The organism is Hymenobacter terrigena (assembly GCF_054776515.1).
In genome coordinates this window covers 1200530-1223711 of record NZ_BAAHBU010000001.1, presented here as the reverse complement: position 1 = coordinate 1223711, position 23182 = coordinate 1200530, and the positions used below count along the sequence as shown (strand labels likewise).

Annotated in this window: 22 protein-coding genes; 9 read left to right on the top strand and 13 right to left on the bottom strand. The window is 58.7% G+C overall.

Annotation, left to right across the window (positions count from 1 at the left end; translation table 11 throughout):
* Nucleotides 1-132 precede the first annotated feature (132 nt).
* The 3 genes from murA to ACYU7Q_RS04985 form a co-directional block, all read right to left on the bottom strand.
* The gene (gene murA, locus ACYU7Q_RS04995; RefSeq protein WP_460608330.1) at nt 133-1437 is read right to left on the bottom strand and encodes a UDP-N-acetylglucosamine 1-carboxyvinyltransferase; all 1305 of its coding nucleotides are present in this window, start codon (nt 1435-1437) and stop codon (nt 133-135) included.
* Nucleotides 1438-1464: 27 nt separating this feature from the next.
* Nucleotides 1465-2202 (bottom strand): DUF4290 domain-containing protein, encoded by a 738-nt coding sequence (locus ACYU7Q_RS04990; protein WP_460608329.1) that lies wholly within the window; start codon nt 2200-2202, stop codon nt 1465-1467.
* 114 nt (nt 2203-2316) lie between these two features.
* Nucleotides 2317-4566 (bottom strand): ATP-dependent helicase, encoded by a 2250-nt coding sequence (locus ACYU7Q_RS04985; protein ID WP_460608328.1) that lies wholly within the window; start codon nt 4564-4566, stop codon nt 2317-2319.
* Nucleotides 4567-4787: 221 nt separating this feature from the next.
* On the opposite strand from ACYU7Q_RS04985, the gene ACYU7Q_RS04980 reads away from it, so the two are divergent.
* Complete coding sequence (locus ACYU7Q_RS04980; RefSeq protein ID WP_460608327.1) at nt 4788-5369, top strand: DUF3109 family protein; 582 nt, start codon at nt 4788-4790, stop codon at nt 5367-5369.
* Between the two features lie 101 nt (nt 5370-5470).
* Here the strand turns inward: ACYU7Q_RS04980 and ACYU7Q_RS04975 are convergent, their stop codons facing one another.
* Entirely contained in the window at nt 5471-5932 is a 462-nt protein-coding gene (locus ACYU7Q_RS04975) for a peptidylprolyl isomerase (protein ID WP_460608326.1), read from the bottom strand.
* A gap of 196 nt (nt 5933-6128) precedes the next feature.
* Here ACYU7Q_RS04975 and ACYU7Q_RS04970 point away from each other — a divergent pair, with 196 nt between their 5' ends.
* Nucleotides 6129-6764 carry a fasciclin domain-containing protein gene (locus tag ACYU7Q_RS04970; protein ID WP_460608325.1) on the top strand — a complete coding sequence of 212 codons (636 nt, stop codon included), beginning with the start codon at nt 6129-6131 and terminating at the stop codon, nt 6762-6764.
* Between the two features lie 80 nt (nt 6765-6844).
* Here the strand turns inward: ACYU7Q_RS04970 and rsgA are convergent, their stop codons facing one another.
* The 4 genes from rsgA to ACYU7Q_RS04950 all read right to left on the bottom strand — a co-directional run bounded on the left by rsgA (nt 6845) and on the right by ACYU7Q_RS04950 (nt 11188).
* On the bottom strand, nt 6845-7816 hold the full coding sequence (rsgA, locus tag ACYU7Q_RS04965) for a ribosome small subunit-dependent GTPase A (RefSeq protein ID WP_460608324.1): 972 nt from the start codon (nt 7814-7816) through the stop codon (nt 6845-6847).
* Entirely contained in the window at nt 7813-9069 is a 1257-nt protein-coding gene (locus ACYU7Q_RS04960; RefSeq protein ID WP_460608323.1) for a 3-deoxy-D-manno-octulosonic acid transferase, read from the bottom strand. The genes rsgA and ACYU7Q_RS04960 overlap by 4 nt, the downstream gene beginning before the upstream one ends.
* A 47-nt stretch (nt 9070-9116) precedes the next feature.
* Nucleotides 9117-9701, bottom strand: a complete 585-nt coding sequence (locus ACYU7Q_RS04955; protein ID WP_460608322.1) for a peroxiredoxin — start codon at nt 9699-9701, stop codon at nt 9117-9119.
* Between the two features lie 179 nt (nt 9702-9880).
* The gene (locus ACYU7Q_RS04950; RefSeq protein ID WP_460608321.1) at nt 9881-11188 is read right to left on the bottom strand and encodes an amino acid kinase family protein; all 1308 of its coding nucleotides are present in this window, start codon (nt 11186-11188) and stop codon (nt 9881-9883) included.
* Between the two features lie 173 nt (nt 11189-11361).
* Here ACYU7Q_RS04950 and fbp point away from each other — a divergent pair, with 173 nt between their 5' ends.
* Nucleotides 11362-12420: a class 1 fructose-bisphosphatase gene (gene fbp, locus ACYU7Q_RS04945; RefSeq protein WP_460608320.1), complete on the top strand. Its 1059-nt coding sequence runs from the start codon at nt 11362-11364 to the stop codon at nt 12418-12420.
* 103 nt (nt 12421-12523) lie between these two features.
* Here fbp and ACYU7Q_RS04940 read toward each other — a convergent pair whose 3' ends face one another.
* The 3 genes from ACYU7Q_RS04940 to yihA all read right to left on the bottom strand — a co-directional run bounded on the left by ACYU7Q_RS04940 (nt 12524) and on the right by yihA (nt 14435).
* Nucleotides 12524-13153: a DUF5606 family protein gene (locus tag ACYU7Q_RS04940; protein ID WP_460608319.1), complete on the bottom strand. Its 630-nt coding sequence runs from the start codon at nt 13151-13153 to the stop codon at nt 12524-12526.
* 121 nt (nt 13154-13274) lie between these two features.
* Nucleotides 13275-13733 (bottom strand): energy transducer TonB, encoded by a 459-nt coding sequence (locus tag ACYU7Q_RS04935; protein ID WP_198068094.1) that lies wholly within the window; start codon nt 13731-13733, stop codon nt 13275-13277.
* 81 nt (nt 13734-13814) lie between these two features.
* Complete coding sequence (gene yihA / locus ACYU7Q_RS04930) at nt 13815-14435, bottom strand: GTP-binding protein (protein WP_460608318.1); 621 nt, start codon at nt 14433-14435, stop codon at nt 13815-13817.
* Between the two features lie 436 nt (nt 14436-14871).
* On the opposite strand from yihA, the gene ACYU7Q_RS04925 reads away from it, so the two are divergent.
* The 4 genes from ACYU7Q_RS04925 to ACYU7Q_RS04910 all read left to right on the top strand — a co-directional run bounded on the left by ACYU7Q_RS04925 (nt 14872) and on the right by ACYU7Q_RS04910 (nt 19619).
* Complete coding sequence (locus ACYU7Q_RS04925; RefSeq protein WP_460608317.1) at nt 14872-17124, top strand: OmpA family protein; 2253 nt, start codon at nt 14872-14874, stop codon at nt 17122-17124.
* Nucleotides 17125-17302: 178 nt separating this feature from the next.
* A complete protein-coding gene (ubiE, locus tag ACYU7Q_RS04920; protein ID WP_460608316.1) occupies nt 17303-18031 on the top strand; it encodes a bifunctional demethylmenaquinone methyltransferase/2-methoxy-6-polyprenyl-1,4-benzoquinol methylase UbiE in 729 nt (242 codons plus the stop codon).
* On the top strand, nt 17980-18783 hold the full coding sequence (gene porT, locus ACYU7Q_RS04915) for a type IX secretion/gliding motility protein PorT/SprT (RefSeq protein ID WP_460608315.1): 804 nt from the start codon (nt 17980-17982) through the stop codon (nt 18781-18783). The genes ubiE and porT overlap by 52 nt, the downstream gene beginning before the upstream one ends.
* A gap of 89 nt (nt 18784-18872) precedes the next feature.
* Nucleotides 18873-19619 (top strand): SDR family NAD(P)-dependent oxidoreductase, encoded by a 747-nt coding sequence (locus ACYU7Q_RS04910; protein ID WP_460608314.1) that lies wholly within the window; start codon nt 18873-18875, stop codon nt 19617-19619.
* A 58-nt stretch (nt 19620-19677) separates the two neighbouring features.
* Here the strand turns inward: ACYU7Q_RS04910 and ACYU7Q_RS04905 are convergent, their stop codons facing one another.
* A complete protein-coding gene (locus ACYU7Q_RS04905) occupies nt 19678-20331 on the bottom strand; it encodes an alpha/beta hydrolase (RefSeq protein ID WP_460608313.1) in 654 nt (217 codons plus the stop codon).
* Nucleotides 20332-20353: 22 nt separating this feature from the next.
* A complete protein-coding gene (locus ACYU7Q_RS04900) occupies nt 20354-20854 on the bottom strand; it encodes a cytidine deaminase family protein (RefSeq protein ID WP_460608312.1) in 501 nt (166 codons plus the stop codon).
* A gap of 97 nt (nt 20855-20951) precedes the next feature.
* On the opposite strand from ACYU7Q_RS04900, the gene ACYU7Q_RS04895 reads away from it, so the two are divergent.
* The gene (locus ACYU7Q_RS04895) at nt 20952-21629 is read left to right on the top strand and encodes an IS1595 family transposase (RefSeq protein WP_460608728.1); all 678 of its coding nucleotides are present in this window, start codon (nt 20952-20954) and stop codon (nt 21627-21629) included.
* A 127-nt stretch (nt 21630-21756) separates the two neighbouring features.
* Nucleotides 21757-23103, top strand: a complete 1347-nt coding sequence (locus tag ACYU7Q_RS04890) for a saccharopine dehydrogenase family protein (protein ID WP_460608311.1) — start codon at nt 21757-21759, stop codon at nt 23101-23103.
* Nucleotides 23104-23182: the final 79 nt, after the last annotated feature.

Sequence of the window (23182 nt, the reverse complement as noted above, 5' to 3'; positions counted from 1 at the left end):
TGGAGCTTTATCCAATTTCCGCATTTGGGTAACCCGGTCGGGCAAAAAAACAGCCCGACCGGTGAGGGGCGGGCTGTTAAAAAAACTGCGTTCTGATGATTCAGAGGGCCGTTTATACTATGCGCAATAGTTCTACAATCGCCGAATATCAGCCCCCAGCGCCTGAAGGCGCAGGTCGATGTTCTGGTAGCCGCGGTCAATCTGCTCCACGTTTTCGATGGTGCTTTTGCCTTCGGCCGACAGCGCCGCGATGAGCAGGGCGACGCCGGCGCGGATGTCGGGCGAGGTCATGGTGATGCCGCGCAGGCGCGTGCGCTGGTCGAGGCCGATGACGGTGGCGCGGTGCGGGTCGCAGAGAATGACCTGTGCGCCCATGTCGATGAGCTTGTCGACGAAGAACAGGCGCGACTCAAACATTTTCTGATGAATGAGGACCGTGCCCTTGGCCTGGCAGGCCACCACCAGCACAATGCTGAGCAAATCGGGGGTGAAGCCCGGCCAGGTGTGGTCGCTCACCGTCAGGATGGAACCATCAAGGTAAGTGGCAATTTCGTAGTGCTCCTGGGCCGGAATGAAGATATCATCGCCCCGGAATTCCAGCTGAATGCCCAGCTTGCGGAAGGTGTCGGGGATGAGGCCGAGCTCAGGAATCTGGCAGTCTTTGATGGTGATTTCGGAGCCCGTCATGGCCGCGAGGCCAATGAAGGAGCCAATTTCAATCATGTCCGGCAGCATGCGGTGGTCGGTACCACCCAACTTCTCAACACCCACAATGGTGAGCAGGTTAGAGCCAATGCCCTGGATATTAGCGCCCATGCGCACCAGCATGCGGCACAGCTGCTGCAAGTAAGGCTCGCAGGCGGCGTTGTAAATAGTGGTGGTGCCTTCAGCGAGCACGGCGGCCATCAGGATGTTGGCGGTGCCGGTTACCGAGGCTTCGTCGAGCAGCATGTGGGTGCCCGTCAGCTTGCCGTCGACCTTGATGCGGTAAAAATCGGTGCCTTCCAGCGTGAGCTTACCGCCCAGCTTTTCGAGGCCCAGGAAGTGCGTATCCATCGGCCGGCGGCCGATTTTGTCGCCGCCCGGCTTGGGCAGCTGGCAGCGGCCGTAACGCCCCAGCATGGGGCCGAGAATCATCACTGAGCCGCGCAGCGCACCGGCCTGGGCCACAAACTCGGGCGTATCCATGTAGTCGAGGTTGACGTCCTCGGCCTGAAAAATGTACGTGTCGCTGGCTAGTTTGCCCACTTTCACCCCCATGTCGCGCAACAGCTCGATGAGCTTGTTGACGTCGCGGATGTCGGGAATATTGCTGATGGTGACGGGTTCCGCCGTGAGCAATACCGCGCAGAGAATCTGGAGGGCTTCGTTTTTGGCGCCCTGGGGCGTGATTTCGCCGCGCAGTGGTTTGCCGCCGCGTACTTCAAATGCAGCCATGTGTTTGGATGACAGTAAAAAACAAAATTATTGGGGAGGCTGCTGCGGTTCCTGGCTACGACCTTTCTTGCGCTTCTTGCCGTTTTTATTGCCGAAGCCATTGCCCCGGTTGTCGCGGTCGCGGCCTTCGCGCCGGTCGCGGTTCTGGCCGTCGCGCTGTTGGGGTTGGGGCACGATGAACGGTTTGGTGCCCGCCGGAGCCGCCGGCATTTCAAACAGGCCTTCGCTGTCCACCACGGCCGCATCGAGCTTGAGCTGGCCGCCCGACAGCTCGCTTAAATGCCGCAGAATGGTCACGTCCTTGGCGTTTTCCTTGTTGTGCTGGCGGTAGAGGAACTTCATCGTCCGCCCAATCTGGATGGTGGCCTGCTCACGCTCGGCGGCATCTTCCAGGGTGAGGGCCTTCGCAATCAGGGCTTCGATGGCCGCGCCGTAAGCGCGCAGCTTGGGCGCCGTGCGCGGGTAGGGCACGCGGCCGGGTTTCTCGGTGCGCACCGTGAGGCTGCGCAGGGCCACGGGTGCTTCCAGGGCCACATCTTCGCCGGCCATGGCGTGCAGGTGGTTCCAGAGGCGGGTCTGGATTTCGGGCAGGTCGCGCAGGGCCGGCTGCAGGCGCAGCATGAGCTGCACAATGGCAGTGGCGCGCTTGGTGCGCTCGGCCACATCCTCAATGTCTTTGAGGCCCTGGATGAGCTGGTAAGTGCTGTGCCCGTATTCGCGCACCAGCAACTGCAGGTGGAAGGGCAGGGAATTAATATCGGTCATAAAAAGCAGGAGGGAGGCCGCCGGGGGCAGGGCTCAGGCCAAAGATACGGCGTTGGGGCCGTCGCGTGGTGCAGAAAAGCACGACGGGCCAGGGGTAGTTATATGCAGCGTTTGTTAATGCACCCGTAGCTTCGCGAAGCTCAGCAGCAGCACTTTTTCCCCCACTTCCTCAAACTGAATGGTGGCTTTGGTGGTGCCCTGCTGAGTTTCGAGCGCGCTCACCGTGCCGAAACCGAACTTGGCGTGCTCCACGCGCTGGCCGGTTTGCAGCTTGGAAGTATCGGACGGGGCAAAGTCGGCCGGGGCTACGTATTTGGTGGCCTGCACCTTGCGCGGCGGCGTTGGAATAAGGTTTGAGCGCCGCTCAAATACGTGCTGAAACGGGGAGCCTTCGCCCGGGCCCGGCCCGGCCGCAAACTTAAAGTTGACGTACTGCGGGTCAATCTCGTCCAGAAAGCGGCTTTTCTCGCAGCTGCGCAGGTTGCCCCACTGGTAGCGCGAGGTGGCGTAGCTCAGCGTCAGCTTCTTCTCGGCCCGCGTGATGGCCACGTAGAACAGGCGGCGCTCCTCCTCCAAATCGGCCCGCGAGGTAATCATCATCTGGCTCGGGAAGAGGTTTTCCTCCATGCCCACGATGTACACGTTGCGGAATTCCAAGCCTTTCGCCGAGTGAATGGTCATCAGCGTTACGGCTTCACCTTCCTGAGCCGCGTCTTTCAGGTCCGAATCCGTCACGAGGGCAATATCCTGGAGGAATGCGCCGAGGCTCTTGTCTTCGCGCTCGGGGTCGTCCACGTATTCCTTGATGCCGTTCAGTAGCTCCTGAATGTTTTCGTAGCGCGAAAGGCCTTCGATGCTTTTATCGGCATAAAGCTCTTCCAGCATCCCGGAGTTTTTGGCGATGAATTTGGCCGCTTCAAAAGCGTCCTCCTTCTCGGCAATCACAATGTAGCTCTTGATTTTTTCGGCGAAGCCCACCACCGGATTCGATACCCGCGCCGGCATGAACTGGTCGGCGTTGGCCACCACTTCCCAGAGCGTGTGGTTGGCTTCGTCGGCCGTCGTAATGAGTTTGCTGATGGTGGTATCGCCAATTCCGCGCTTCGGATAATTAATTACCCGGCGAATGGCCTGCTCGTCGTTTTGGTTGACCGTGAGGCGCAGATAGGCCACCAAATCCTTGATTTCCTTGCGCTGATAAAACGACAGGCCGCCAACGATTTTATATTTGATATTTAATTTCCGCAACGATTCTTCCATCGCGCGGCTTTGCGCGTTGGTGCGGTAGAGGATGGCAAAATTGTCGTACGACAGATGCCCGTTCATCTTGTCCTCGAAGATGGAATTGGCCACCAGTTTGCCTTCCTCGTTATCCGAAGCGGCTTTTATTACTTCAATCAGCGTGCCTTCCTCGTTCTCCGAAAATACGTCCTTGCGCAATTGCGCCTGGTTGTTTTTAATTACGGAATTAGCCGCCCATACGATATTTTTTGTGGAGCGGTAATTCTGTTCCAGTTTAAATACCTGTAATTCCGGATAATCCTTTTCGAAATTCAGAATATTGGAGATATCGGCACCACGGAAGGCGTAAATACTTTGCGCATCGTCGCCCACCACGCAGATATTCCGCTCTTTGGCCGCGAGTTTGCGCGTAATTAGGTACTGCGAATAGTTGGTGTCCTGATACTCGTCCACCATCACGTACTTGAACATGTTCTGGTATTTGTTCAGAACATCGGCGTGGTCGCGGAACAGGACGTTGGTGTTAAACAGCAGGTCATCAAAATCCATTGCGCCGGCCTTGAGGCAGCGCTGGAAGTACTGCTGGTAAATGACACCGATTTTGGGCCGTAGCGCTGCCTCATCATCGGCTTTGATGGCGGCATCGTTCAGGTACTGGTTGTGCGAAATCAGCTTGTTCTTCGCGGCTGAGATGCGGCCCAGTACCAGGCTGGGCTTATACATCTTGTCATCGAGCTCCAGTTCCTTCACAATCTGGCCAATCAGGGTTTTTGAGTCCTGCGTGTCGTAGATGGTGAAGCTGCGGGGGAAGCCGATTTTATCGGCTTCGGAGCGCAGAATTTTGGCGAAAACCGAGTGAAACGTGCCCATCCACAGGTTGCGGGCGGCGGGGCCGACCACCTTTTCCACGCGGGCGCGCATTTCTTTGGCAGCCTTGTTGGTGAAGGTGAGGGCGAGTATATTGAACGGGTCGACGCCTTTTTCGAGCAGGTTGGCGATGCGGTAGGTGAGCACCCGGGTTTTGCCCGAGCCGGCGCCGGCGATAATCATGCAGGGACCTTCGGTTTGCATCACCGCGGCGCCTTGCGACGGATTCAGGAGGGAAAGATAATCTAGTGCCATGTGCGAAATAAGCCGCCTTTTGGGCGGGTTTACAAAGGTACGGAGCCCCGGTGCAAAGCCTGTCGCCCCTTATCAAGGCTTATCTTTGTACCGGTTAATCGTAGGGTGCGGGGTCCAACCCGGCAGGGCTTGCCCCACCCGTCGCATACGCCACTCTTACATGTCGTTCAACGACGGGCGGGGGCAAGCCCTGCCGGGTTGGACCCCGCACCCTACCTACAATGATTATTATCCAGGAAACGGTCATTTCCGATGACATCGCCGACAATTTTTTCGTCTGCAACCTCGATGCCTGCAAAGGAGCCTGCTGCGTGGAGGGCGACCTCGGCGCGCCACTCGAAGAGCCCGAGCTGAAGATTCTGGAGCAGGAATACGCCAACATCAAGCCCTTTCTCACCGAAGCCGGCCAAGCTGCTATCGAAGCCCAGGGCCTCTACATTAAGGACTGGGAGGGCGACTTCAGCACAACAACGATTGACGACAAGGAGTGCGCCTACGCGCTCTGGGATGAGCGCGGCATCCTGAAATGCGGCATCGAACAGGCCTACCTGGCGGGCGCCACCACGTTTAAAAAGCCCATCAGCTGCCACCTGTACCCGATTCGCATCACGAAGTACGAAGGCTTCGACGCGCTGAATTACGACCGGTGGAACATCTGCAACCCGGCCTGTGACTTCGGCGGCAAGCTGGGCGTGAAAGTGTACCAGTTTCTGAAAGAGCCGCTGATTCGCAAGTACGGCGAGGGCTGGTACGGGCAGCTGGTGCAGGAAATTGAGAACCCGACGCCGGAAGAGAAGAAATAAAGCCCGTCATCCTGAACGCAGCGAAGGACCTCAGCCCGCCCGAACAGTCTGTTCGGGCGGGCTGAGGTCCTTCGCTGCGTTCAGGACGGCGGATATTAAGCTTACGCCTCTTCCGTCACCACAATTTTCTCAATTTCGTCGTTGGGCTGAATCTTGTCGATAACGTCCACACCATCTACCACTTTGCCGAATACGGTGTGCACGCGGTCGAGGTGGGCAGTGTTCTGGCGGTCGTGCACGATAAAAAACTGCGAACCGCCCGTGTTTTTACCGGCGTGGGCCATGCTCAGCGCGCCGCGTTCGTGGTACTGGTGGCCGCCGCTGGTTTCGCAGTCGATTTTGTAGCCGGGGCCGCCGGTGCCGGGCTGGCCCTTCGCGCCTTCGCGGGTGTTGGGGCAGCCGCCCTGAATCACAAAATTCGGGATGACGCGGTGGAATTTCAGGCCATCGTAATAGCCTTTTTTGGCGAGGTCGGTGAAGTTTTTAACAGTGTTCGGAGCGTCCTGCTCGTAAAACTCAACTTTCATGACACCTTTTTTGGTGTGGATTTCGGCAGTTTTCATGAATCGCGGATTTTTAGCGGATTAAACAAATTTCCCGGCAGTAGCTACTGCGTTCGGCCGGCGAAGGTAATAATTTGACGGGCTTACGAAACATCCGGGGTAAGCTGTTACTTCGTAAGCTCACAGCCGTAAGGACCTTTACGCCGTTAATTGTTTTTTGCTTACCTCTTTTTCTTCTTTCACATTCATCCGTTTCATGAAAAAATCTTTTGCTCCCCTGTTAGTTGCCCTTGCTACCTCCCTCATGCTGGCTGGCTGCGGCAACGACAAGCCCGCTACCACCGAAACCGAAACCGTTAACACCGTAAACCCGGCCGATTCTATCGCTGCCGTCGCCGGCGACTCGGCCCGCATGGCCAAGCCCGAGGGCGTGATGGTGGACGGTGTGGCCATGACGGCCGATAAAAACATTGTCGCCAATGCTTCCGGTGCCAAGAGCGTGAGCACCCTCGTGGCCGCCGTGAAGCAGGCCGGCCTGACTGAAACTCTGAGCGGTGCGGGGCCTTTCACCGTGTTTGCACCCACCAACGCGGCCTTCGATAAGCTGCCCAAAGGTGCCGTAGCCGGCCTGATGGACCCCGCCAGCAAAGAGAAGCTGAAAGGCGTGCTCACCTATCACGTCATCCCCGGCCGCCTAGTGGCCGCCGACCTGAAAGACGGCCAGGAACTGACCACCGTGAACGGCGAAAAGCTGCACATCTCGGTCAAAAACGGTCAGATTATGGTTGGCAACGGCAAGGATGCTCCCGCCACCGTGCAAATAGCCGACGTGATTTCGAGCAACGGCGTAACCCACGTAATTGACGGCGTGGTGCTGCCCACGGCAAAGTAATTAGACTTGCTGACAAGAGAAAGGCGGCCATTCCTCTGGGAGTGGCCGCCTTTCCTTGTTTACGCAATTCTAATTAATGCTTAATGCCGGTTGTCCTCCCCGGCCAGCATGCTGAGGTAGCTGTCGTAGCGGGGGAGGGCGATGCGGCCCTGGTCCACGGCTTCGCGCACGGCGCAACCGGGCTCGTGGGTGTGCTGGCAGTTGTGGTAACGGCACTGCCCCAGCAGGGCGCGGAATTCGGGGAAGTAGCCGGCCAGTTCGGCCGGTGGCAAATCTACCAAGCCCAATTCTTTGATGCCGGGCGTGTCGATGATAAAGGTGCCGGGTCGCACTTCCAGCATTTCGGCGAAGGTGGTGGTGTGCACGCCTTTGTCGGAAAATTCGCTGATTTCGGCGGTTTTCAGGTCGAGGTCGGGCACCAAGGCATTGATAAGCGTGCTTTTGCCCACGCCGGAGTGGCCGGCGAGCAGGCTCACTTTCCCATCCAGCAACTGGTCGATTTCGGCCACGCCCTCGCCGGTAGTGGCGGCGCAGGTGCGGCTGGGGTAGCCCAGGCTGGCGTACATGCCCGCGATTTGGGCTTGGTATTCGAAGCCGTCCTCGTCGTACAAATCGGTTTTATTGAACAGCAGCGTGACGGGAATGTGGTAGGCCTCGGCCGTGACCAGAAACCGGTCGATAAACCCAAACGAAGTGGCCGGCGACACCAGCGTGACCACCAGCAGCGCCTGGTCAATATTCGCTGCCACGATGTGGACGTGGCCGGTTTTGTGCACCGATTTGCGCACGATGTAGTTACGGCGCTTAGCGATGTGCGAGATAACGCCCGCTCCCTCAGTCTGGGCTTCGATGCTGAAATCAACCACGTCGCCCACGGCCAGCGGGTTGCTGGCTTTCAGTCCTTTTATTTTGAATTTGCCGCGCAGGCGGCAGCGGTACAGCTGCCCGGTTTCGAGGCCGCGCACAATGTACCAGGAGCCCGTGGATTTCACCACGATGCCGTGCAGCAGGCCGGTGGGGCCCTCGGGAAGGTAAGAGTCAGCGGTTTTCATCGGGTGGCAGGGGTGAGGCTGCGCAGGGCGGCCATGATGGTGCGCGTGGCTCCGGCCTGGTCGTGCACGTAGTCGAGAATCGTGTCCTGGAGGCGCAGGCGGGCCGCGTCGTCGTTCCACAGGAAGGCGAAGGCGGCGAGCAGTTCGGCTCCATTCCGCACCGGGAAGGCAGCTTTCAGCTCCACCAATTCCACTGCTTCCTGAAATTTACCATAAGTAGGTCCGAAAAACAACGGCAGGCCGAAAGCAGCGGCTTCCAATGTGTTGTGCAGGCCCTTTCCGAACGCGCCGCCCACGTAGGCATACTCCCCGAAGCGGTAGAGCTGGCTCAGCAGTCCCACGTTATCAAACAGCAGCACACGGGCCTGAGCCACGGTAGCTGCATCAGCCAGCGAATAGCGTTGCACCGGTCCCGGCAGCGTGGTTTCGACCAGGCGCAGGTTGGTTTCCGTCACTTCGTGCGGGGCGATGAGCACGCGCAGCTCGGCGCCGTAGCGCTCCAGCAGCGGGCGCAGCACGGGCAGGTCTTCGGCCCAGCTGCTGCCCACTACCAGCACGGGCGCGCCGTCGGCCACGAAGGCATCGACCAGGGGCAACGAGCGGGCCGGGGCCAGCGCAGTAGCCACCACGGTATCGAAGCGGGTGTCGCCGGCCACGCTCACCTTGTCAATTCCTATACTACGCAGTAACTGAGCCGAGGCGCTATTCTGCGTGAAAATGTGCGCGAAGCGCGTCAGGATTTTTCGAAAAAAGCCACCCCAGGGCTTGAAAAATACCTGTTCGGGCCGGAAGATAGCCGACACCACAATGGCCGGGATGCGTCGCTTAAACGCTTCATCCAGAAAATGATACCAGAACTCGTACTTCACAAATACCACCAGCCGGGGCTGCACGGCATCCAGAAAAGCCCGCGCGTTGGCGCGGGTATCCAGCGGCAAGTAGAAGATATAATCGGCTCCCGGCCAGTTTTTGCGGATTTCGTAGCCTGAGGGCGAGAAAAACGTGAGCACCACCTTGGTGCCGGGGTGTGCCTGCCGGTAGGCATCAATCAGCGGGCGGCCCTGCTCAAATTCGCCCAGCGAGGCGCAGTGGAACCATACGCGCGGAGCCGCATCGGCTCCAATGGTCTGGCGGATGTGGGCCAACAGCCCGCGCCGGCCCGCCACCCAAGCGGCGGCCTTGGGCACAAACGGCGCTAACAGCCGCAGCAGCAGGCCATACAGGCCCAGGGCGATATCGTAGAGGAAAAGCAAGCCCCAAAATTACGCACTGCGCGCCCAGTCGATGTTTCGGCTCACGATTAAACCCCCTTATCGGCCTCCCAATCCACGGGGCAGGCCTCGCCGTTGTTCTCGTAGTATTGCAGCGCGTCAATCATGCGCAGGGCCTCGTTGAGGCTGCGGCCCAGCGGCCGGTCGTTCACTAATTGGTGCCGCACGATGCCGTCCTTGTCAATCAAAAACAGGCCTCGGTAGGCCATTGGTGAGCCCACGAAGGTCATTTCGGCCTGCTCGGTGTAGTCGTAGTGGCCGCCTAGCACGTCGTAGTTGGCCGAAATGGTTTTGGTGGCGTCGGCCACCAGCGGGTAGGTCACGCCGGCGATGCCGCCCTGCGCGCGGGGCAGCTCCTGCCAGGCCAGGTGGGCATAGTGCGAATCGGTGGAGCAGCCCACCACGGCCACGCTGCGCTGCTCAAACTCCGCCAGCCGGTCCTGAAACGCCAGGATTTCGGTGGGGCACACCCGGCTGAAATCGGCGGGGTAGAAGTAAAATAGGACGTGCTTCTTGCCCAGATAGCGGTCGAGCGAAAACTCTTCTTCGGTCTTGCCGTCAATCACGGCCGTGGCCTTAAAGGAAGGGGCGCGCTTGCCCACGAGAACTGCCATGCGGAGAGGGAATAGGGATTGGTTATTCGAAAAATGTGTCATCCTGAGCGCAGCGAAGGACCTTATCACGATAGTGCCGGTTGAAATAACCGCAAGCACTTCTGCCGTGATAAGGTCCTTCGCTGCGCTCAGGATGACAAACGCTTTTATTGTTGCCTGGGTTGGCTCTGCCGCCCGCTTCAGCCCTGGCACACGAACTGAAACGTGTGCCGCGTGCGCTGCTCCAGCAGCAGGCGCTTGCCGGCCGTGAGGCGCGCAATGCTGGCCGCATCGTAGTTCTTGATGGTAAACAGCGTGAGGCCCGTGTTGTAGTGCAGCGTGAACTGCTCGCGCAGCAAATCGAGCAGCTGGTGTACCCGCCGCTCCGAATAGTCGACGCACACTGAAAAGCTGATGGCCGAGTTCTGCATCACATTAATCTTGAGCTTGGCCTGCGCCAGCGCCGCAAAAATCACTGCCATGTTCTCTTCCGAGATAAACGAAAAATCCTTGCTGGCGAAGGACAGCAGCACCTGGTCCGTCTTCCGAATGAAGGCTGGGGCCAGCGCCGGGTGCTGACAGTCGTGAATAAGCGTCCCTTCTGCTTCAGGGTCCAGAAACGACTTCACGCGCAGCGGAATGTTGCGGTCGGCCAGCGGTTTCAGCGTTTTGGGGTGGATGACCGACGCGCCGTAATACGCCATCTCAATGGTTTCGCGGTAGCTGATTTCGGGGTAGCGCACCGTGTCGGGGAAGATTTTGGGGTCGGCGTTGAGCAGCCCCGCCACGTCTTTCCAGATGGTCACCGACTCAGCCCGCAGGCAGTAGGCCAGGATGGCGGCCGTGTAATCGGAACCCTCGCGGCCCAGGGTGGTGGTGCGCCCGTCGGCCGTGCCGCCGACGAAGCCTTCAGTAACGATGACTTTAGCACCAGTTAATGCCTTGCTCACAAATTCTCTCGTTTGTGCTTCCGTTGCAGACCAGTTCACTTTGCCTTCGCGCCAAGCTTCATCTGTTCGAAGCAGCAATTGCGCCGGGACATGGCGCGCCGTTACAGATAAAAATTGCGTAAGGGCAGTGCTAGTCAGAAGGGTTGAAAACCGTTCCCCGTAAGATACTATTTGGTCGTAGCCCCGGTCGTAAGTTTCAGGCATGTGCACCAGTTGCATAAACTGTAGTTCTTCGGAAAGAGAGACAGTAAGATGCTGCAATTGAAGCTGTAGCTGCGGAAGGCTTATCTCTGGAATTAAGTCGGCTAACCCTACACAAGCATGCTCATGGTAGCCTTCCACTGCTGCCAACTGCGCCGAATAATCCCCGCCGCGATACGCCAGTTCATAAATCTCCTCCAGCGCATTGGTCGTCTTGCCCATCGCCGACACCACAATCACCAGCGGCCCCTGCGGGCCAAAATCTCGCACGATGCGGCAGAGGTTGAGAATAGCCGCCGCATCTTTCACCGACGCGCCGCCGAATTTATAAACCTGAAGGCCCTGTACTTTCTCCATAGGCCCCAAAAGTAGCGCCGCCGGCCGCAAATGCGGGTTTTTAAGCAGTACACTACGTTTTTTAAGCAGTGTGCCACCACCCGTAAGTTAAACGCAACCGATTGCACTTTGCCCCCGCTAGAGTAGCTTTGTTGGGCATTCCCGCTACTTCAATTTGATTCCCAATCCGCTATATGGACCACAATAAACTGGCCCTGCCCGTCGGCACTACTCTCGACCGCTTCATCATGCGCAAGCAGGAAGATTTCCCCTACGCCACGGGGGAATTATCCCAGCTGCTGCGCGATATTGCCTTGGCGGCCAAGATAGTTAACCGCGAAATCAACCGCTCCGGCCTCATCGACATCGCCGGCGCCTACGGCAGCCAGAACGTGCAAGGCGAGGACCAGCAGAAGCTCGACGTCATCGCCAACATCCGCTTCATCCGCGCCCTGCGCAACGGCGGCGAGGTGTGCACCATCATCTCCGAAGAAGACGACGAGATGATTCAGACTGGCAACAACCAGGGCAAGTACGTGGTGGCCATCGACCCGCTCGACGGGTCGAGCAACATCGACGTAAACGTGAGCATCGGCACCATTTTCAGCATCTACCGCCGCGTGTCGCCCACCGGCCGCGAGGGCACCGCCGCCGACTGCCAGCAGCCCGGCACCCATCAAGTGGCCGCCGGCTACGTCATCTACGGCTCCAGCACCATGCTGGTCTACACCACCGGCAACGGCGTCAACGGCTTCACCTACGAGCACTCACTGGGCGAATTCTTCCTCTCGCACCCCGACATCCTCACGCCCAAAACCGGCACCATCTACTCCATCAACGAGGGTAGCTCCGATTCCTTCTCGCCCGGCGTGGCTGCCTTCGTGCAGCATTGTAAGGACCAGAATTTCTCGGCCCGCTACATCGGCTCGCTCGTGGCCGATTTCCACCGCAACCTGCTCAAGGGCGGCATCTACATCTACCCCGCCACCGCCAAAAGCCCCAACGGCAAGCTCCGTCTCATGTACGAGTGCAACCCCCTGGCCTTCATTGTGGAGCAAGCCGGCGGCAAAAGCAGCAACGGCCACCGCCGCACCATGGAAATCGAGCCCCAGGCCCCGCACGAGCGCTGCCCCATTTTCATCGGCAGCAAAGAGCTGGTGGAGCAAGCCGAAGCCTTCATTGCCCAGGAGCAGCAAACCGCCAAAGTGCAGCCCTCCAAAGAGCCCAAAACCAAAGCCGACACCGCGCAATAGCAGTAAGTGCAATAACAGTAGCCTGTCCTGCTGATTTATTGCCACAACAAAAAAGCCGCTCCTGATTTCAGGAGCGGCTTTTTTGTTAACAAACAGGTCGAAACTACTCGGCCTTCTTGCGGCTTTTCTTGGCCGGAGCGGCAGCTTCCGGGTTGCCTTCGGCGGCCGGAGCAGCATCCGCCGCGCCAATCACGCCGCCGGTGCTCAGGGGCTCGTCGGCGCTGGGCTCGGTGGCCGCAGCTTTAGCGGCTTTGGTCGATTTGGCTTTGGCCTTCGGAGCCTCTTCCGCAGCAGGAGCGGCCGGAGTTTCCTCAGTGGCGGTTTCAGCAGCGGCAGCTTCCTGGTAGGGGCGGTGCTTGCTCACGATGCCGTACCAGCTGGCTAGCTTCTTGATGTCGGACAGGTACACGCGGTCACGGTCATAATCAGGAATCACGCCGGCCAGGAAATCGGTCAGCTCGCCTTCGCTCGATTTGGCCGTCACGGGCGACGCCGCGCCGTGTTTCTGGTAAATGCGCTCGAATACTTCCGTCAGCGGCACCGTCTCTTCGGGGTCCTGGGTATAGATGGAAATCTCCGACAGCAGCGACACTTTGTTGCGGGCCGGGGCCAGCGTGCGGGTTGCTTTTTCGTCGAGGCTTTCGACCAGCACGCCGTGGCGGGCGGCGCGCACCAGGCGGTACAGGCCGGGCATGCCGCTGATAGCGGCCAACTCTTGCAATTCGTAGGGCATTTTTGGGAATATTGAAAATGAAGAATGAAGAACAAAGAATGAGGAATGAAGCAAGAAACGCCGTGGGGCCATTTCACCAGCTTCATTCCTCATTCGTCCTTCTTCAGGGCAAAACTACAGATTATTGCGCATCCAGCGCGTTCGAACCCGTCACGCCGAGCTTGAACACGATGGGCAGGCTGGCCCGTATGGGCAGCTCCGGCTTTTTAAATTTCAGCAGGCGCACCACGCGCAGGGCTTCTTCGCCGGTGCCGCCGCCCAGCTGCTTCACAATGCGCAGGTCCTGCATCGTGCCATCGGCATTGAGCTGGAAGCTGATGATGCACTGGCCCTGAATGCGGTTGCGCTTGGCCAGTGGCGGGTACTTCAGCTCCTTGGCAATAAACTCGTACATGGCCGTCTGGCCGCCTTCGTAGTATTCGGCTACCGGAATGGACTTGCCCACCGAGCCGATGCCGGTGCCTTGCTCCGTTTGGGATTTGGGCGGCGCGGTGTTAGGAGTGGTTTGGGCGGCGGCCGGCGCGGCAGCCACCAGCAGCAGGCCCAGGGCCAACTGCGGAATGGAAATGTTTTTGGTCATGATGTTAATAAAGGGGGCGGGGAAACAGGGGTTAAAAGCAGCCATGCGGGCCAGTGGGCAGTTGGCAATTTAAGGGCCAATCTACGCATTGGCGGCGGCATCGGCCGTCCAGCTTTGGTTCACCTCCGAAATAAAGTCCAGCACCTCGTCGCGCCCCAGCCCGGTTTCGGCCGACGTCAGGAAATAGCGCGGCAACTCGTCCCAGATTTCGCTCATCTTGCGCAGATACTCCGTCACCAGCGCCTTGGTCTGGGCTGTGGATTGCTTGTCGGCCTTCGTAAACACCATCACGAACGGAATGCCTTCCTCGCCCAATTTCTCCATGAATTCCAAATCGACTGCCTGCGGCGCGTGGCGCGAGTCAATCAGCACGCACACGCACATCAGGTTGGCCCGGTTGCGCAGGTAATAATTAATCATCTTGGCCCATTCGGCGCGCGCGGATTTGCTCACCTTGGCGTAACCATAGCCCGGCAAGTCGACCAGAAACCAATTGTCATTAATGATGAAATGATTAATTAATTGCGTCTTGCCCGGCGAGGACGATGTTTTGGCTAGCGCCTTGCGCTCCGTCAGCATATTAATAAGCGACGACTTGCCCACGTTGGAACGGCCGATAAATGCGTATTCGGGCAGCGTAGGGGCGGGGCACAAATCGGCCCGCGAATTACTCGTCAGAAAGCGCGCGTCGTGAATAATCATGGATAAGGCGGGTAATAAACGGGAAATTAACGAGCCGCAAAATTACGCTGGAATGCAACCCGATGATGAATAAATAAAAATGCAGCAATGAATGGCTATTTCATTGGTGCTTCTATATTTGCGCGGCATGCCAGCCAAACCAGCGGGCCGCTGCCCCCGCACTCGACCACTGCCGAATGGCCGAAATTTTGCCAAAAACCGCTTTTCGTAAGCAAACGACCTATCTTTGCCCGTCATTGGCATTGCCATGACGTGGCTCCGTGTGGGGTTTTACGCCCGAAAGTCGGTTACCTTCTGCGCAAATGCGCATTAAAGCCTAACCCTATCGTGGTTTTTCAGTATAAAGCCCAAAATATAGTTGCCTGCTGCTGCCTTCGGCGTTGCATTTCCACTTACAACCCCTTCAGAAATTTCTTTTTTTCAAATCTCTCCTCCAATGGACAACTTATCCAGAAGGTTACTGCAAGCGTCGTGCGCCGTTGCCCTCACCGCCACAATTGCCTCCCCGGCTCAGGCGCAAAGCACGCGTAAGGACCTGAAAACCGGCAACAAGTTCTTCGAGCAGGAAAACTACCGCGCGGCCCTGCCTTACTACGAGAAGGTATTGGCCAAAGACCCGAACAACGCCAAAGCGCTGTTCAACGCCGGCATTTCCTACATGTCGTTCGACAAGGAGAAGGCCAGCGACTACATCTACAAAGCGCAGAAACTGAAGCCGAAGGTTTCGAAGGACGTAGAATACTGGCTTGGCCGGGTTGACCACCTCAACTACAACTTCGACGAGGCCGTGGCCCACTTTCAGGCCTACAACGCAACGTTGAAGAAGAACGACCAGCGCAAAGAGGAGCTGGCGCAATGGATTCAGCACAGCAAAAACGCGAAAATCCAGTTCAACTCGCCCAAGGACATCTTCGTGAAGAACCTGGGCCCCACCATCAACACGCAATTCTCGGAGCACAGCCCCGTGATTTCGTCGGATGATAAAATCCTCATCTTCACCTCGCGTGGTGAGAGCGTAACCGGTGCCAGCGGTAGCGTGAGCGACAAGAAAAACAAGAGCGTTGCCGCCGACGGCGAGTACTACGAAGACATCTTCGAAGCCACCCGCGTGGACGATGAGAACTGGCAGAAGCCTCGCTCGCTGAGCGGCGTGCTCAACGGCAAAGGCCACGACGCCTCGATTCAGTTGTTCGACAATGACACGAAGATGTTGATGTACCGCAACGACAACAACGGTGACATCTTCGTAACCGACAAGAGCGGCGGCGACTGGACGGCTCCCAAGCCCCTGGATGGCAACATCAACTCGAAAGCGTTCGAATCGGATGCCTTCATCACCCCGGACGGTCTGACCATCTACTTCTCGACCGGTAAATACTCGGAAGACGGTACGCTGGACCTGTACACCTCCACCCGCACCTCGACTAGTTCGGAGTGGGGCACGGCCCGTTCGCTGGGTGCCAACATCAACACCAAGTACGACGATGACAGCCCCTACCTGAGCAAGGATGGCAAGACGCTGTACTTCTCGTCGCGCGGCCATAACACCATGGGCGGCTACGACATCTTCAAGTCGGAGTACGACGAGGCTGGCCGCAAGTGGGGCCCAGCTCAGAACATGGGCTACCCTGTGAACACGCCGGACGATGACTCCTATTACCGTCTGAGCCCCGATGGTTCGTACGCTTACCTGAGCTCGTACCGCATTGGTGGCTACGGTGAGAAGGACATTTATACCATCAACTACATCAAAAACGCCAACATCGTTGGTAAGGTGTTCTCGTCGAAAGACAGCACCACGGTAATCCCGGGTGTGGAGCTGGTATTCAGCGGTTCGCAGGCTGATAAAACGGCCCTGAGCTTCCGTGACATAACCAAGCCCGATGGCGCTTACCAGGTAGCCGTACTTTCGGGCCGTACCTATCAGGTGGCCGTTAGCAAGGATGGCAAGCCGATTGAGACGCAGGAATTTGCCGTGCCGGTATCGACGAACGACTCGACGACCATCACGAAGAATTTCTACATCAACTATGTTGATACGTCGGCGGTGAACATGTTCGCTACCAAGAACATTTACTTCGACACCGACAAGTACAAGCTGCGTCCGGAGTCGATTACGACCCTGAACGAAATCAGCCAGGTGCTGACGGCTAACCCCGGCATCAACATCTCGGTAGAAGGCCATTGCGACTCGCGCAACACCGACGAGTACAACATGGTACTTGGCCAGAACCGCGCCAACGCGGCCTTCAACTACCTGAAAAAGCAGGGCATTGCTGAGGCTCGTATGACGACCGTGAGCTACGGCGAGCGTCGTCCGGCTGCGCCGAATGATTCGCCTGAAAACATGCAGCTTAACCGCCGCGACGAGTTCAAGGTGGTGCTGAAGGAAGGCGAAACCATGCCGACCATGAACGCTCCGACCAGCACGACTCGCAGTGGTACGAGCGGTTCGTCGACCACTACTACGACCACCACGTCGGCTCCGCTGAACCCCGGCAAGAGCAAAGTAAAAATGGCCGACGGCACCAAGGTGAAAACCAAGGTGGACGAGGATTCGGACAAAGTGAAGGTTAAAACCAAAGGCTCCGCTGGCGACAAGTCGAAGACCATCACCAAAGACGGTGAGCTTGACGCGAAAGCCAAAGACGCCAGCGGCGAAAAAACCAAAGTGAAAGCCAAGAACTAATTATTGTTCAGGCTACTAAGTTGGGAAGCGGGCCGGGCAGTTTGCCCGGCCCGCTTTTATTATCACGAGTTTCGGCGGGTTGCTTTTCTTTTATGACAAGGCCCGCTAACAAACCAGCCCAATTGGGCGTTGGGGGAGAACAATTTTCCCGCTTCATTAACGTTCTTTGCGCCCGCACATGGCCGTCGTACCCTACAAAGACAATTCCGCCGATAAGAAATCGCAGGTTGCCCAGATGTTTAACTCCATCGCGGGCAAGTACGATTTTCTCAATCATTTTCTCAGCGTCGGCACCGACATTTACTGGCGGCGCAAGGCGGTGGACGAGCTGAAAACCCTGCGCCCGGCCCGCATTCTGGACATTGCGACCGGCACCGCCGATTTTGCCATTGAAACCCTGCGGGCCGCCGCACCCGATGCCCAGGTGACGGGCGTCGACATCTCGGAAGGAATGCTGGAGGTGGGGCGGCGCAAGCTGGCCGCCAAGGGCTTGGGCCACCGCATTCAGCTGGAGCTTGGTGATTCGGAAAATCTGCCGTTTAATGACGGCGAGTTTGATGCGGTGACAGCCTCGTTTGGGGTGCGCAACTTTGCGCATCTTGAAGTTGGCCTAGCCGAGATGCACCGCGTGCTGCGGCCGGGTGGCAAACTCGTTATTCTGGAATTCAGCAAGCCCAGTGCCTTTCCATTAAAGCAAGCGTATAATTTTTATTTTCGTCGGGTACTGCCGGTCTTTGGCAAGCTGATTTCTAAAGACCAGTCGGCATACACTTATTTGCCAGCCTCGGTGCAGGCTTTCCCCGACGGCCCCGATTTCCTGGCTATTTTAACCAAAGTCGGCTTTAGAGAACCTGCATGGCAACCACTGACCTTCGGAATAAGCTCCATCTACACCGCGCAGAAGTAAAGCGCTTTCTGCTGCTGGGTGTGCTGGTGCTGGTGCTGCCCACGGCAGCCATGGCGCAGCGCAAAGCCCAGTCGCGGGCCAATCGGGGCAAAAACGGCACGCTCAAATCCATCACGGTGAACAACCTGCCGGGCTACGATGACCGGTGGTTTCACCCGGGCATGTACATCAGCGGCTCGGCTTCGCGGTTTGTGATTGAGCAATCGAGCGCCTATATCGCCAACCAGTATGTGACGGCCAATTCTATCTACAGCCCGAGTCTGGGCGTGGGTTTTATTGGCGATGCGCGGATTGGCGGGCGCCGCTCGCCATTTATTTTCCGCTTTGCACCGGGGGTTAATTTCCTGACGCGGAAAGTGGAATTTACGCCCCGTAACTACCCGGTGCCGGATTCGGTGGTGACGCAGGAGGTGACATCAACGGTGGTGCAGTTTCCGCTGCTGATTAAGTATCAGTCGGACCGGCGGCGCAATTCACGGATGTACATAATTGCCGGCATCAACCCCAGTGTCACGGCCAGCAACCGCCGCAGCGACCCGTTGCGAAACCAGCTTCGAGCGCTCAATAGCGACCTGACGCTGGAATATGGGGTGGGGTTGGACTTGTTTTACCCGTTGTTTAAGCTGGCGCCGGAAATACGGTTTTCGCACGGACTGAAAAACCTGCTGGTGGGGCACAACGACGTGTTCAGCAACAGTCTGCAAAGCATCAGCACCAACTCGGTGACGCTGTACATTAACATTCAAAACTAATTTTTCAATAGTCGGTATTGGGTAGCCAGCAGTTGGACAAAGATGTTCCGGCTGCTGGCTATTTAGTACCGGCTTTTTATTTCGACCTCATGAAAATTGCTTTTGTAACCGGCGCATCGTCGGGCATTGGCCGGGCTACGGCGGTGGCGCTGGCCAAGGCTGGCTACCAGTTGGTGGTGACCGGGCGGCGGCGCGAGCGGCTGGACGAACTAGCGGCGGAGCTGGCACCGGTGCCGGTGCATGTCCTCACGTTCGATGTGCGCGACCGGGCGGCGGTGGACGCGGCCGTGGCGACTTTGCCCGAAGCCCTGCGTGCGCCCGATGTGCTGGTGAACAACGCCGGGGGCGCGCATGGGCTGAATCCCATTCAGGCCGGCGACCCGGCCGACTGGGACCAGATGCTGGATGCTAACGTGCGCGGCCTGCTGAACGTGACCCACGCGCTGCTGCCGGGCATGACGGCCCGGCAAACGGGTTTTATCCTGAATATCGGCTCCATTGCCGGGCAGGAGGCTTATGCCAACGGCAACGTGTATTGCGCCAGCAAAGCGGCAGTGCAGATGCTCACCAAAACCATGCGCCTCGACCTGCTGCCCACCGGCGTGCGGGTGGCGGAGGTGAACCCCGGGGCGGTGGAAACCGAATTTTCGCAGGTGCGCTTCAAAGGCGATGAGGCACGGGCGGCGAAGGTATACGAGGGTTTCGAACCGCTGAAGCCGGAGGATATCGCCGAGGTGATTGTATTCATGGTGACCCGGCCACCGCACGTGACCATTGCCGAGGTGCTGGTGCTGGCGGGCGCGCAGGGCGCGGCTACTACGATTAACCGAAAATAATTTGCTTCAAATAGAAAAGCCCCGCCGGCTGCGATACTATGCAGCCGGCGGGGCTTTTCTATTGCTTTGAAACGGCCAGGTGTTCCAGAATAGCGCGGTTCAATTCGTGCTTTCCGGCGAAGGTGAGTAGTCGTGCATCGGCTCCGAGCTGCTGTAAATGCTGGAACTGCTGCTCGGCCTGGGCTGTGGAAATGTACTCATCAGCGGAGCCCATAACGACGGACAGCGGCAAACCTTGGAGGAGCTGTTGCGCGGCACCGGGGGCAAGGTCATCGGGGAAGCCGCCGGCCCAAAGAATAAGGTGGGCGGGACGAAAAGCCGCCCGTGCCAGCCAGCGGCCCACCGTGGCGGTACCCTGTGAGAAACCCAGTACGGTAACGTGCACCTCCGGTGGGCATTGGCCGAGTACCGTTGCGGCCAGCTGATTGAGGAAATTGACGTGGTCGTCGATTTCGTGCAGGCGGTCGTCGCGGGTCATCCAACTGGCGCCTACGCGGCCGCCGTTGCCGCTGAGGTAAAAACGCGAGAGGCCTTCGGGCGCAATGACAACGGTGGTTGGGTCGGTTTCGGTGAGAAAGGCGAAGTGCCGGACGAAATACGCCGCCAACTGCCCGTAACCATGGCACACAAACCAAACACGCCTGGTGTGGGCTGATAACTCGCCCAATTGCTGGTAACGGGCCGTGCGGGCGACAGTGAGGTGGCGCTCCATAAAACCGTGGGGGCCGCTCCGGCTACCCGAGGAGCGGCAAGTCGTCGGCAGAGAAGCAGAAGGGCATGAGGGCGCTGAGGGCGCTGAAGCGCAGGATGGTGCCATCGCGGCCGGGCAGCAGCAGCGGAATGGGCTGGCCCTGGCGCGATTCGTATTCGAGCATTACCTGGCGGCAGGCGCCGCAGGGGAGAGCGGGGCCAAATTCGCCGTGGCGGGGGCGAGCGGCCACGGCCATGCCCACAATGGGCGCGTGGCCAGGCTGCGCAGCGGCAAGCCCAAACAGGGCTGTGCGCTCGGCACAGAGGCCGCTGGGGTAGGCGGCGTTTTCCTGGTTGGTGCCCTTGAAAATGGTGCCATCGGCCAGGAGCAGCGCCGCGCCGACGTGAAAGCCGGAATAGGGGGCGTAGGCGTGCGCAGTGGCATCGCGGGCGGCCTGCCAGGTAGTTTGCTCGGCGGGAGTGAGGTCGGTAGCGGCGTCCAGCTCTTCGAAGTCAATAAGCTGCTGGCGGGAATTGCGGGCCATGCGGATGGGATTAGGGGGCGGCGAAGGTAATACGCTGCGGGCAATCAGGAAGGGGCTAGTAAAGCAAACGGGTTATTTTTGCCAATAACCGTTTGTGATGCAGTTGGTTAATCGTTACTACAAGTGCGCCAAAATTTCGGAAGCCAAATTCCGGCAGGTGTTGCGCCTGTTTGCCTTGGATTTGACGGCCAGTGATGCGGCTCGTCTCAGCGGCTTGAGTCGGGTGAGCACCACGGCCCTCTACCAGCGCCTGCGCCGCTACCTGGTGGGCTTGCGCCACGTGCCGGTCGAGTTGCGCGGCACGGTGGAAGTCGATGAATCGTACTTCGGCCCGCGCCGGGTGCGCGGCAAACGGGGCCGTGGAGCAGGCGGCAAGACCATCGTCTTTGGCCTGTTCAAACGCGGCGGCCAGGTGTACGTGGAAATCGTGCCGAATTGCGCCAAAACTACCTTGCAGGCCATTATCCGGGGCCACATCGCGCCCGACGCCATCGTGCAAACCGACGGCTGGCGCGGCTACGACGGGTTGGTGGACGTGGGCTACGACAAGCATTTTCGCGTGCAACACGGGCAGAATGAGTTTGCGCGGGGAAGTCAGCACATCAACGGCATCGAATCGTTCTGGAGCTTTGCCAAGCGACGACTCGCGCAGTTCAACGGCATCCGCGCCGCCGACTTTGAGCTCTTCTTGTTTGAGTCCGAAATGCGCTTTAACCACCGGCGCCAAGACCTCTACAAATTTCTTTTAGCTTCGCTGCGATGCTACCCACTTTAGCCCCTTTGCTTTACTAGCCCCTCAGGAATTAAGAATTTATAATTAAGCATGCAGCAATGAAAATTAGTGCTGGGGCAGCATCCCCGGGCGGGCTTCTTCATTAAGCCCAGCGTTCTACTTTTGCCGCATGACTTCCCGCCTTTTGCTCCTCGGGGCTGGCCGCTCGGCCTCGTCCCTTATTCAATACCTGCTGCGCCAAGCGCCCACCGAAAACTGGTTTCTGACCGTGGCCGACGTTAACCCGGCGCACCTGGCGCCGGTACTGGCCGCCCATTCTGAGTACGCCCGCGCCGTGCCGTTCTCGACGGATAACGAGGCCCAGCTGGAGGAGCTGGTGAGCCAGGCCGATGCCGTGATTTCGATGCTGCCCGCCGCCCTGCACCCGGTAGTGGCGCGGGCCTGCGTGCGCCACGGCCGCCATTTGGCCACGGCCAGCTACGTGAGCCCCGAGATTCGGGCGCTGCACGAGGAGGCAGTGGCCGCCGGCGTGACGCTGCTCATGGAATGCGGGCTGGACCCGGGCCTCGACCACATGTCGGCCATGAGGGCCATTGCGCACATCCGGGCGCGGGGCGGAGTTATTACTTCTTTCAAAAGCTACTGCGGCGGCCTGCTGGCCTCGGCAGCGGAGGGCGACAATCCGTGGAAATACAAGTTTACCTGGAACCCGCGCAACGTGGTGCTGGCGGGCCAGAGCACGGCCAAGTTTCTGGAAAACGGCTTGCCGCGGTTCATTCCGTACCAGCAATTATTTGCCCGTACCGAAACGCTGACGGTGCCTGAGTACGGCGAGTTTGAAGGCTACGCTAACCGCGACTCGCTGAGCTACCGCGCGCCGTATGGGCTGGAGGACATTCCAACCATTCTGCGCGGCACCCTGCGGCGGCCGGGCTATTGCGCCGCCTGGCACGCGTTGGTGCGCCTGGGCCTAACCGATGATTCGGTGAACCTGGATAACCCCGAAACCATGACCTGGGCGGAATTGGTGGCCGCCTACCTGCCGGTATGCCACATCCCGCACCTCGACCTGGCTCAGCGCGTGGCTACTTATCTGGGCTTGAACCCAGCCGGCGAAGAAATGGGACGCCTGAACTGGCTGGGCCTGTTTTTGGACCGGCCCGTGGGCCACGCACACGCTACGCCCGCCCAACTGCTGGAGCGCCTGCTGGCCGAAAAGTGGCAGCTGCAGCCCCATGACCACGACCTGATTGTGATGCAGCACCTCTTCGAGTTTGAACTGGCTGGCACCCCGCACCGCCTCACGTCGTCGCTGGCCGTGGAGGGCGACGACGCCACCCACACCGGCATGGCCAAAACCGTAGGCCTGCCCCTGGGCATGGCTGTGCGCCGCCTGCTGCGCGGCGAAGTGCCCCAGCGCGGCGTGCTGATTCCAGTGCAGGCGGATTTGTACGAACCCATTCTGGATGAGCTGGCCGCCGATTACGGCATCCGATTTAGCGAAGAAGAAGTGTAGTGCATGGTGCCGGGCAATACGCAGCTGATGGCGGGCGTTGGAAATGGGCATGATGGCGATGTCACTCCGGGTTTATTTG

Excerpts from the sequence above, each read along its gene's own strand:
- ubiE (WP_460608316.1), top strand. The coding sequence starts at position 17,303 with ATGGCCGTCGTACCCTACAAAGACAATTCCGCCGATAAGAAATCGCAG.
- ACYU7Q_RS04985 (WP_460608328.1), bottom strand. The coding sequence starts at position 4,566 with ATGGCACTAGATTATCTTTCCCTCCTGAATCCGTCGCAAGGCGCCGCG.
- porT (WP_460608315.1), top strand. The coding sequence starts at position 17,980 with ATGGCAACCACTGACCTTCGGAATAAGCTCCATCTACACCGCGCAGAA.
- ACYU7Q_RS04925 (WP_460608317.1), top strand. The coding sequence starts at position 14,872 with ATGGACAACTTATCCAGAAGGTTACTGCAAGCGTCGTGCGCCGTTGCC.
- ACYU7Q_RS04990 (WP_460608329.1), bottom strand. The coding sequence starts at position 2,202 with ATGACCGATATTAATTCCCTGCCCTTCCACCTGCAGTTGCTGGTGCGC.
- ACYU7Q_RS04950 (WP_460608321.1), bottom strand. The coding sequence starts at position 11,188 with ATGGAGAAAGTACAGGGCCTTCAGGTTTATAAATTCGGCGGCGCGTCG.
- fbp (WP_460608320.1), top strand. The coding sequence starts at position 11,362 with ATGGACCACAATAAACTGGCCCTGCCCGTCGGCACTACTCTCGACCGC.
- ACYU7Q_RS04895 (WP_460608728.1), top strand. The coding sequence starts at position 20,952 with ATGCAGTTGGTTAATCGTTACTACAAGTGCGCCAAAATTTCGGAAGCC.
- ACYU7Q_RS04935 (WP_198068094.1), bottom strand. The coding sequence starts at position 13,733 with ATGACCAAAAACATTTCCATTCCGCAGTTGGCCCTGGGCCTGCTGCTG.
- ACYU7Q_RS04940 (WP_460608319.1), bottom strand. The coding sequence starts at position 13,153 with ATGCCCTACGAATTGCAAGAGTTGGCCGCTATCAGCGGCATGCCCGGC.
- rsgA (WP_460608324.1), bottom strand. The coding sequence starts at position 7,816 with ATGAAAACCGCTGACTCTTACCTTCCCGAGGGCCCCACCGGCCTGCTG.
- ACYU7Q_RS04905 (WP_460608313.1), bottom strand. The coding sequence starts at position 20,331 with ATGGAGCGCCACCTCACTGTCGCCCGCACGGCCCGTTACCAGCAATTG.
- ACYU7Q_RS04955 (WP_460608322.1), bottom strand. The coding sequence starts at position 9,701 with ATGGCAGTTCTCGTGGGCAAGCGCGCCCCTTCCTTTAAGGCCACGGCC.
- ACYU7Q_RS04970 (WP_460608325.1), top strand. The coding sequence starts at position 6,129 with ATGAAAAAATCTTTTGCTCCCCTGTTAGTTGCCCTTGCTACCTCCCTC.
- ACYU7Q_RS04980 (WP_460608327.1), top strand. The coding sequence starts at position 4,788 with ATGATTATTATCCAGGAAACGGTCATTTCCGATGACATCGCCGACAAT.
- murA (WP_460608330.1), bottom strand. The coding sequence starts at position 1,437 with ATGGCTGCATTTGAAGTACGCGGCGGCAAACCACTGCGCGGCGAAATC.
- ACYU7Q_RS04910 (WP_460608314.1), top strand. The coding sequence starts at position 18,873 with ATGAAAATTGCTTTTGTAACCGGCGCATCGTCGGGCATTGGCCGGGCT.
- yihA (WP_460608318.1), bottom strand. The coding sequence starts at position 14,435 with ATGATTATTCACGACGCGCGCTTTCTGACGAGTAATTCGCGGGCCGAT.
- ACYU7Q_RS04975 (WP_460608326.1), bottom strand. The coding sequence starts at position 5,932 with ATGAAAACTGCCGAAATCCACACCAAAAAAGGTGTCATGAAAGTTGAG.
- ACYU7Q_RS04890 (WP_460608311.1), top strand. The coding sequence starts at position 21,757 with ATGACTTCCCGCCTTTTGCTCCTCGGGGCTGGCCGCTCGGCCTCGTCC.
- ACYU7Q_RS04900 (WP_460608312.1), bottom strand. The coding sequence starts at position 20,854 with ATGGCCCGCAATTCCCGCCAGCAGCTTATTGACTTCGAAGAGCTGGAC.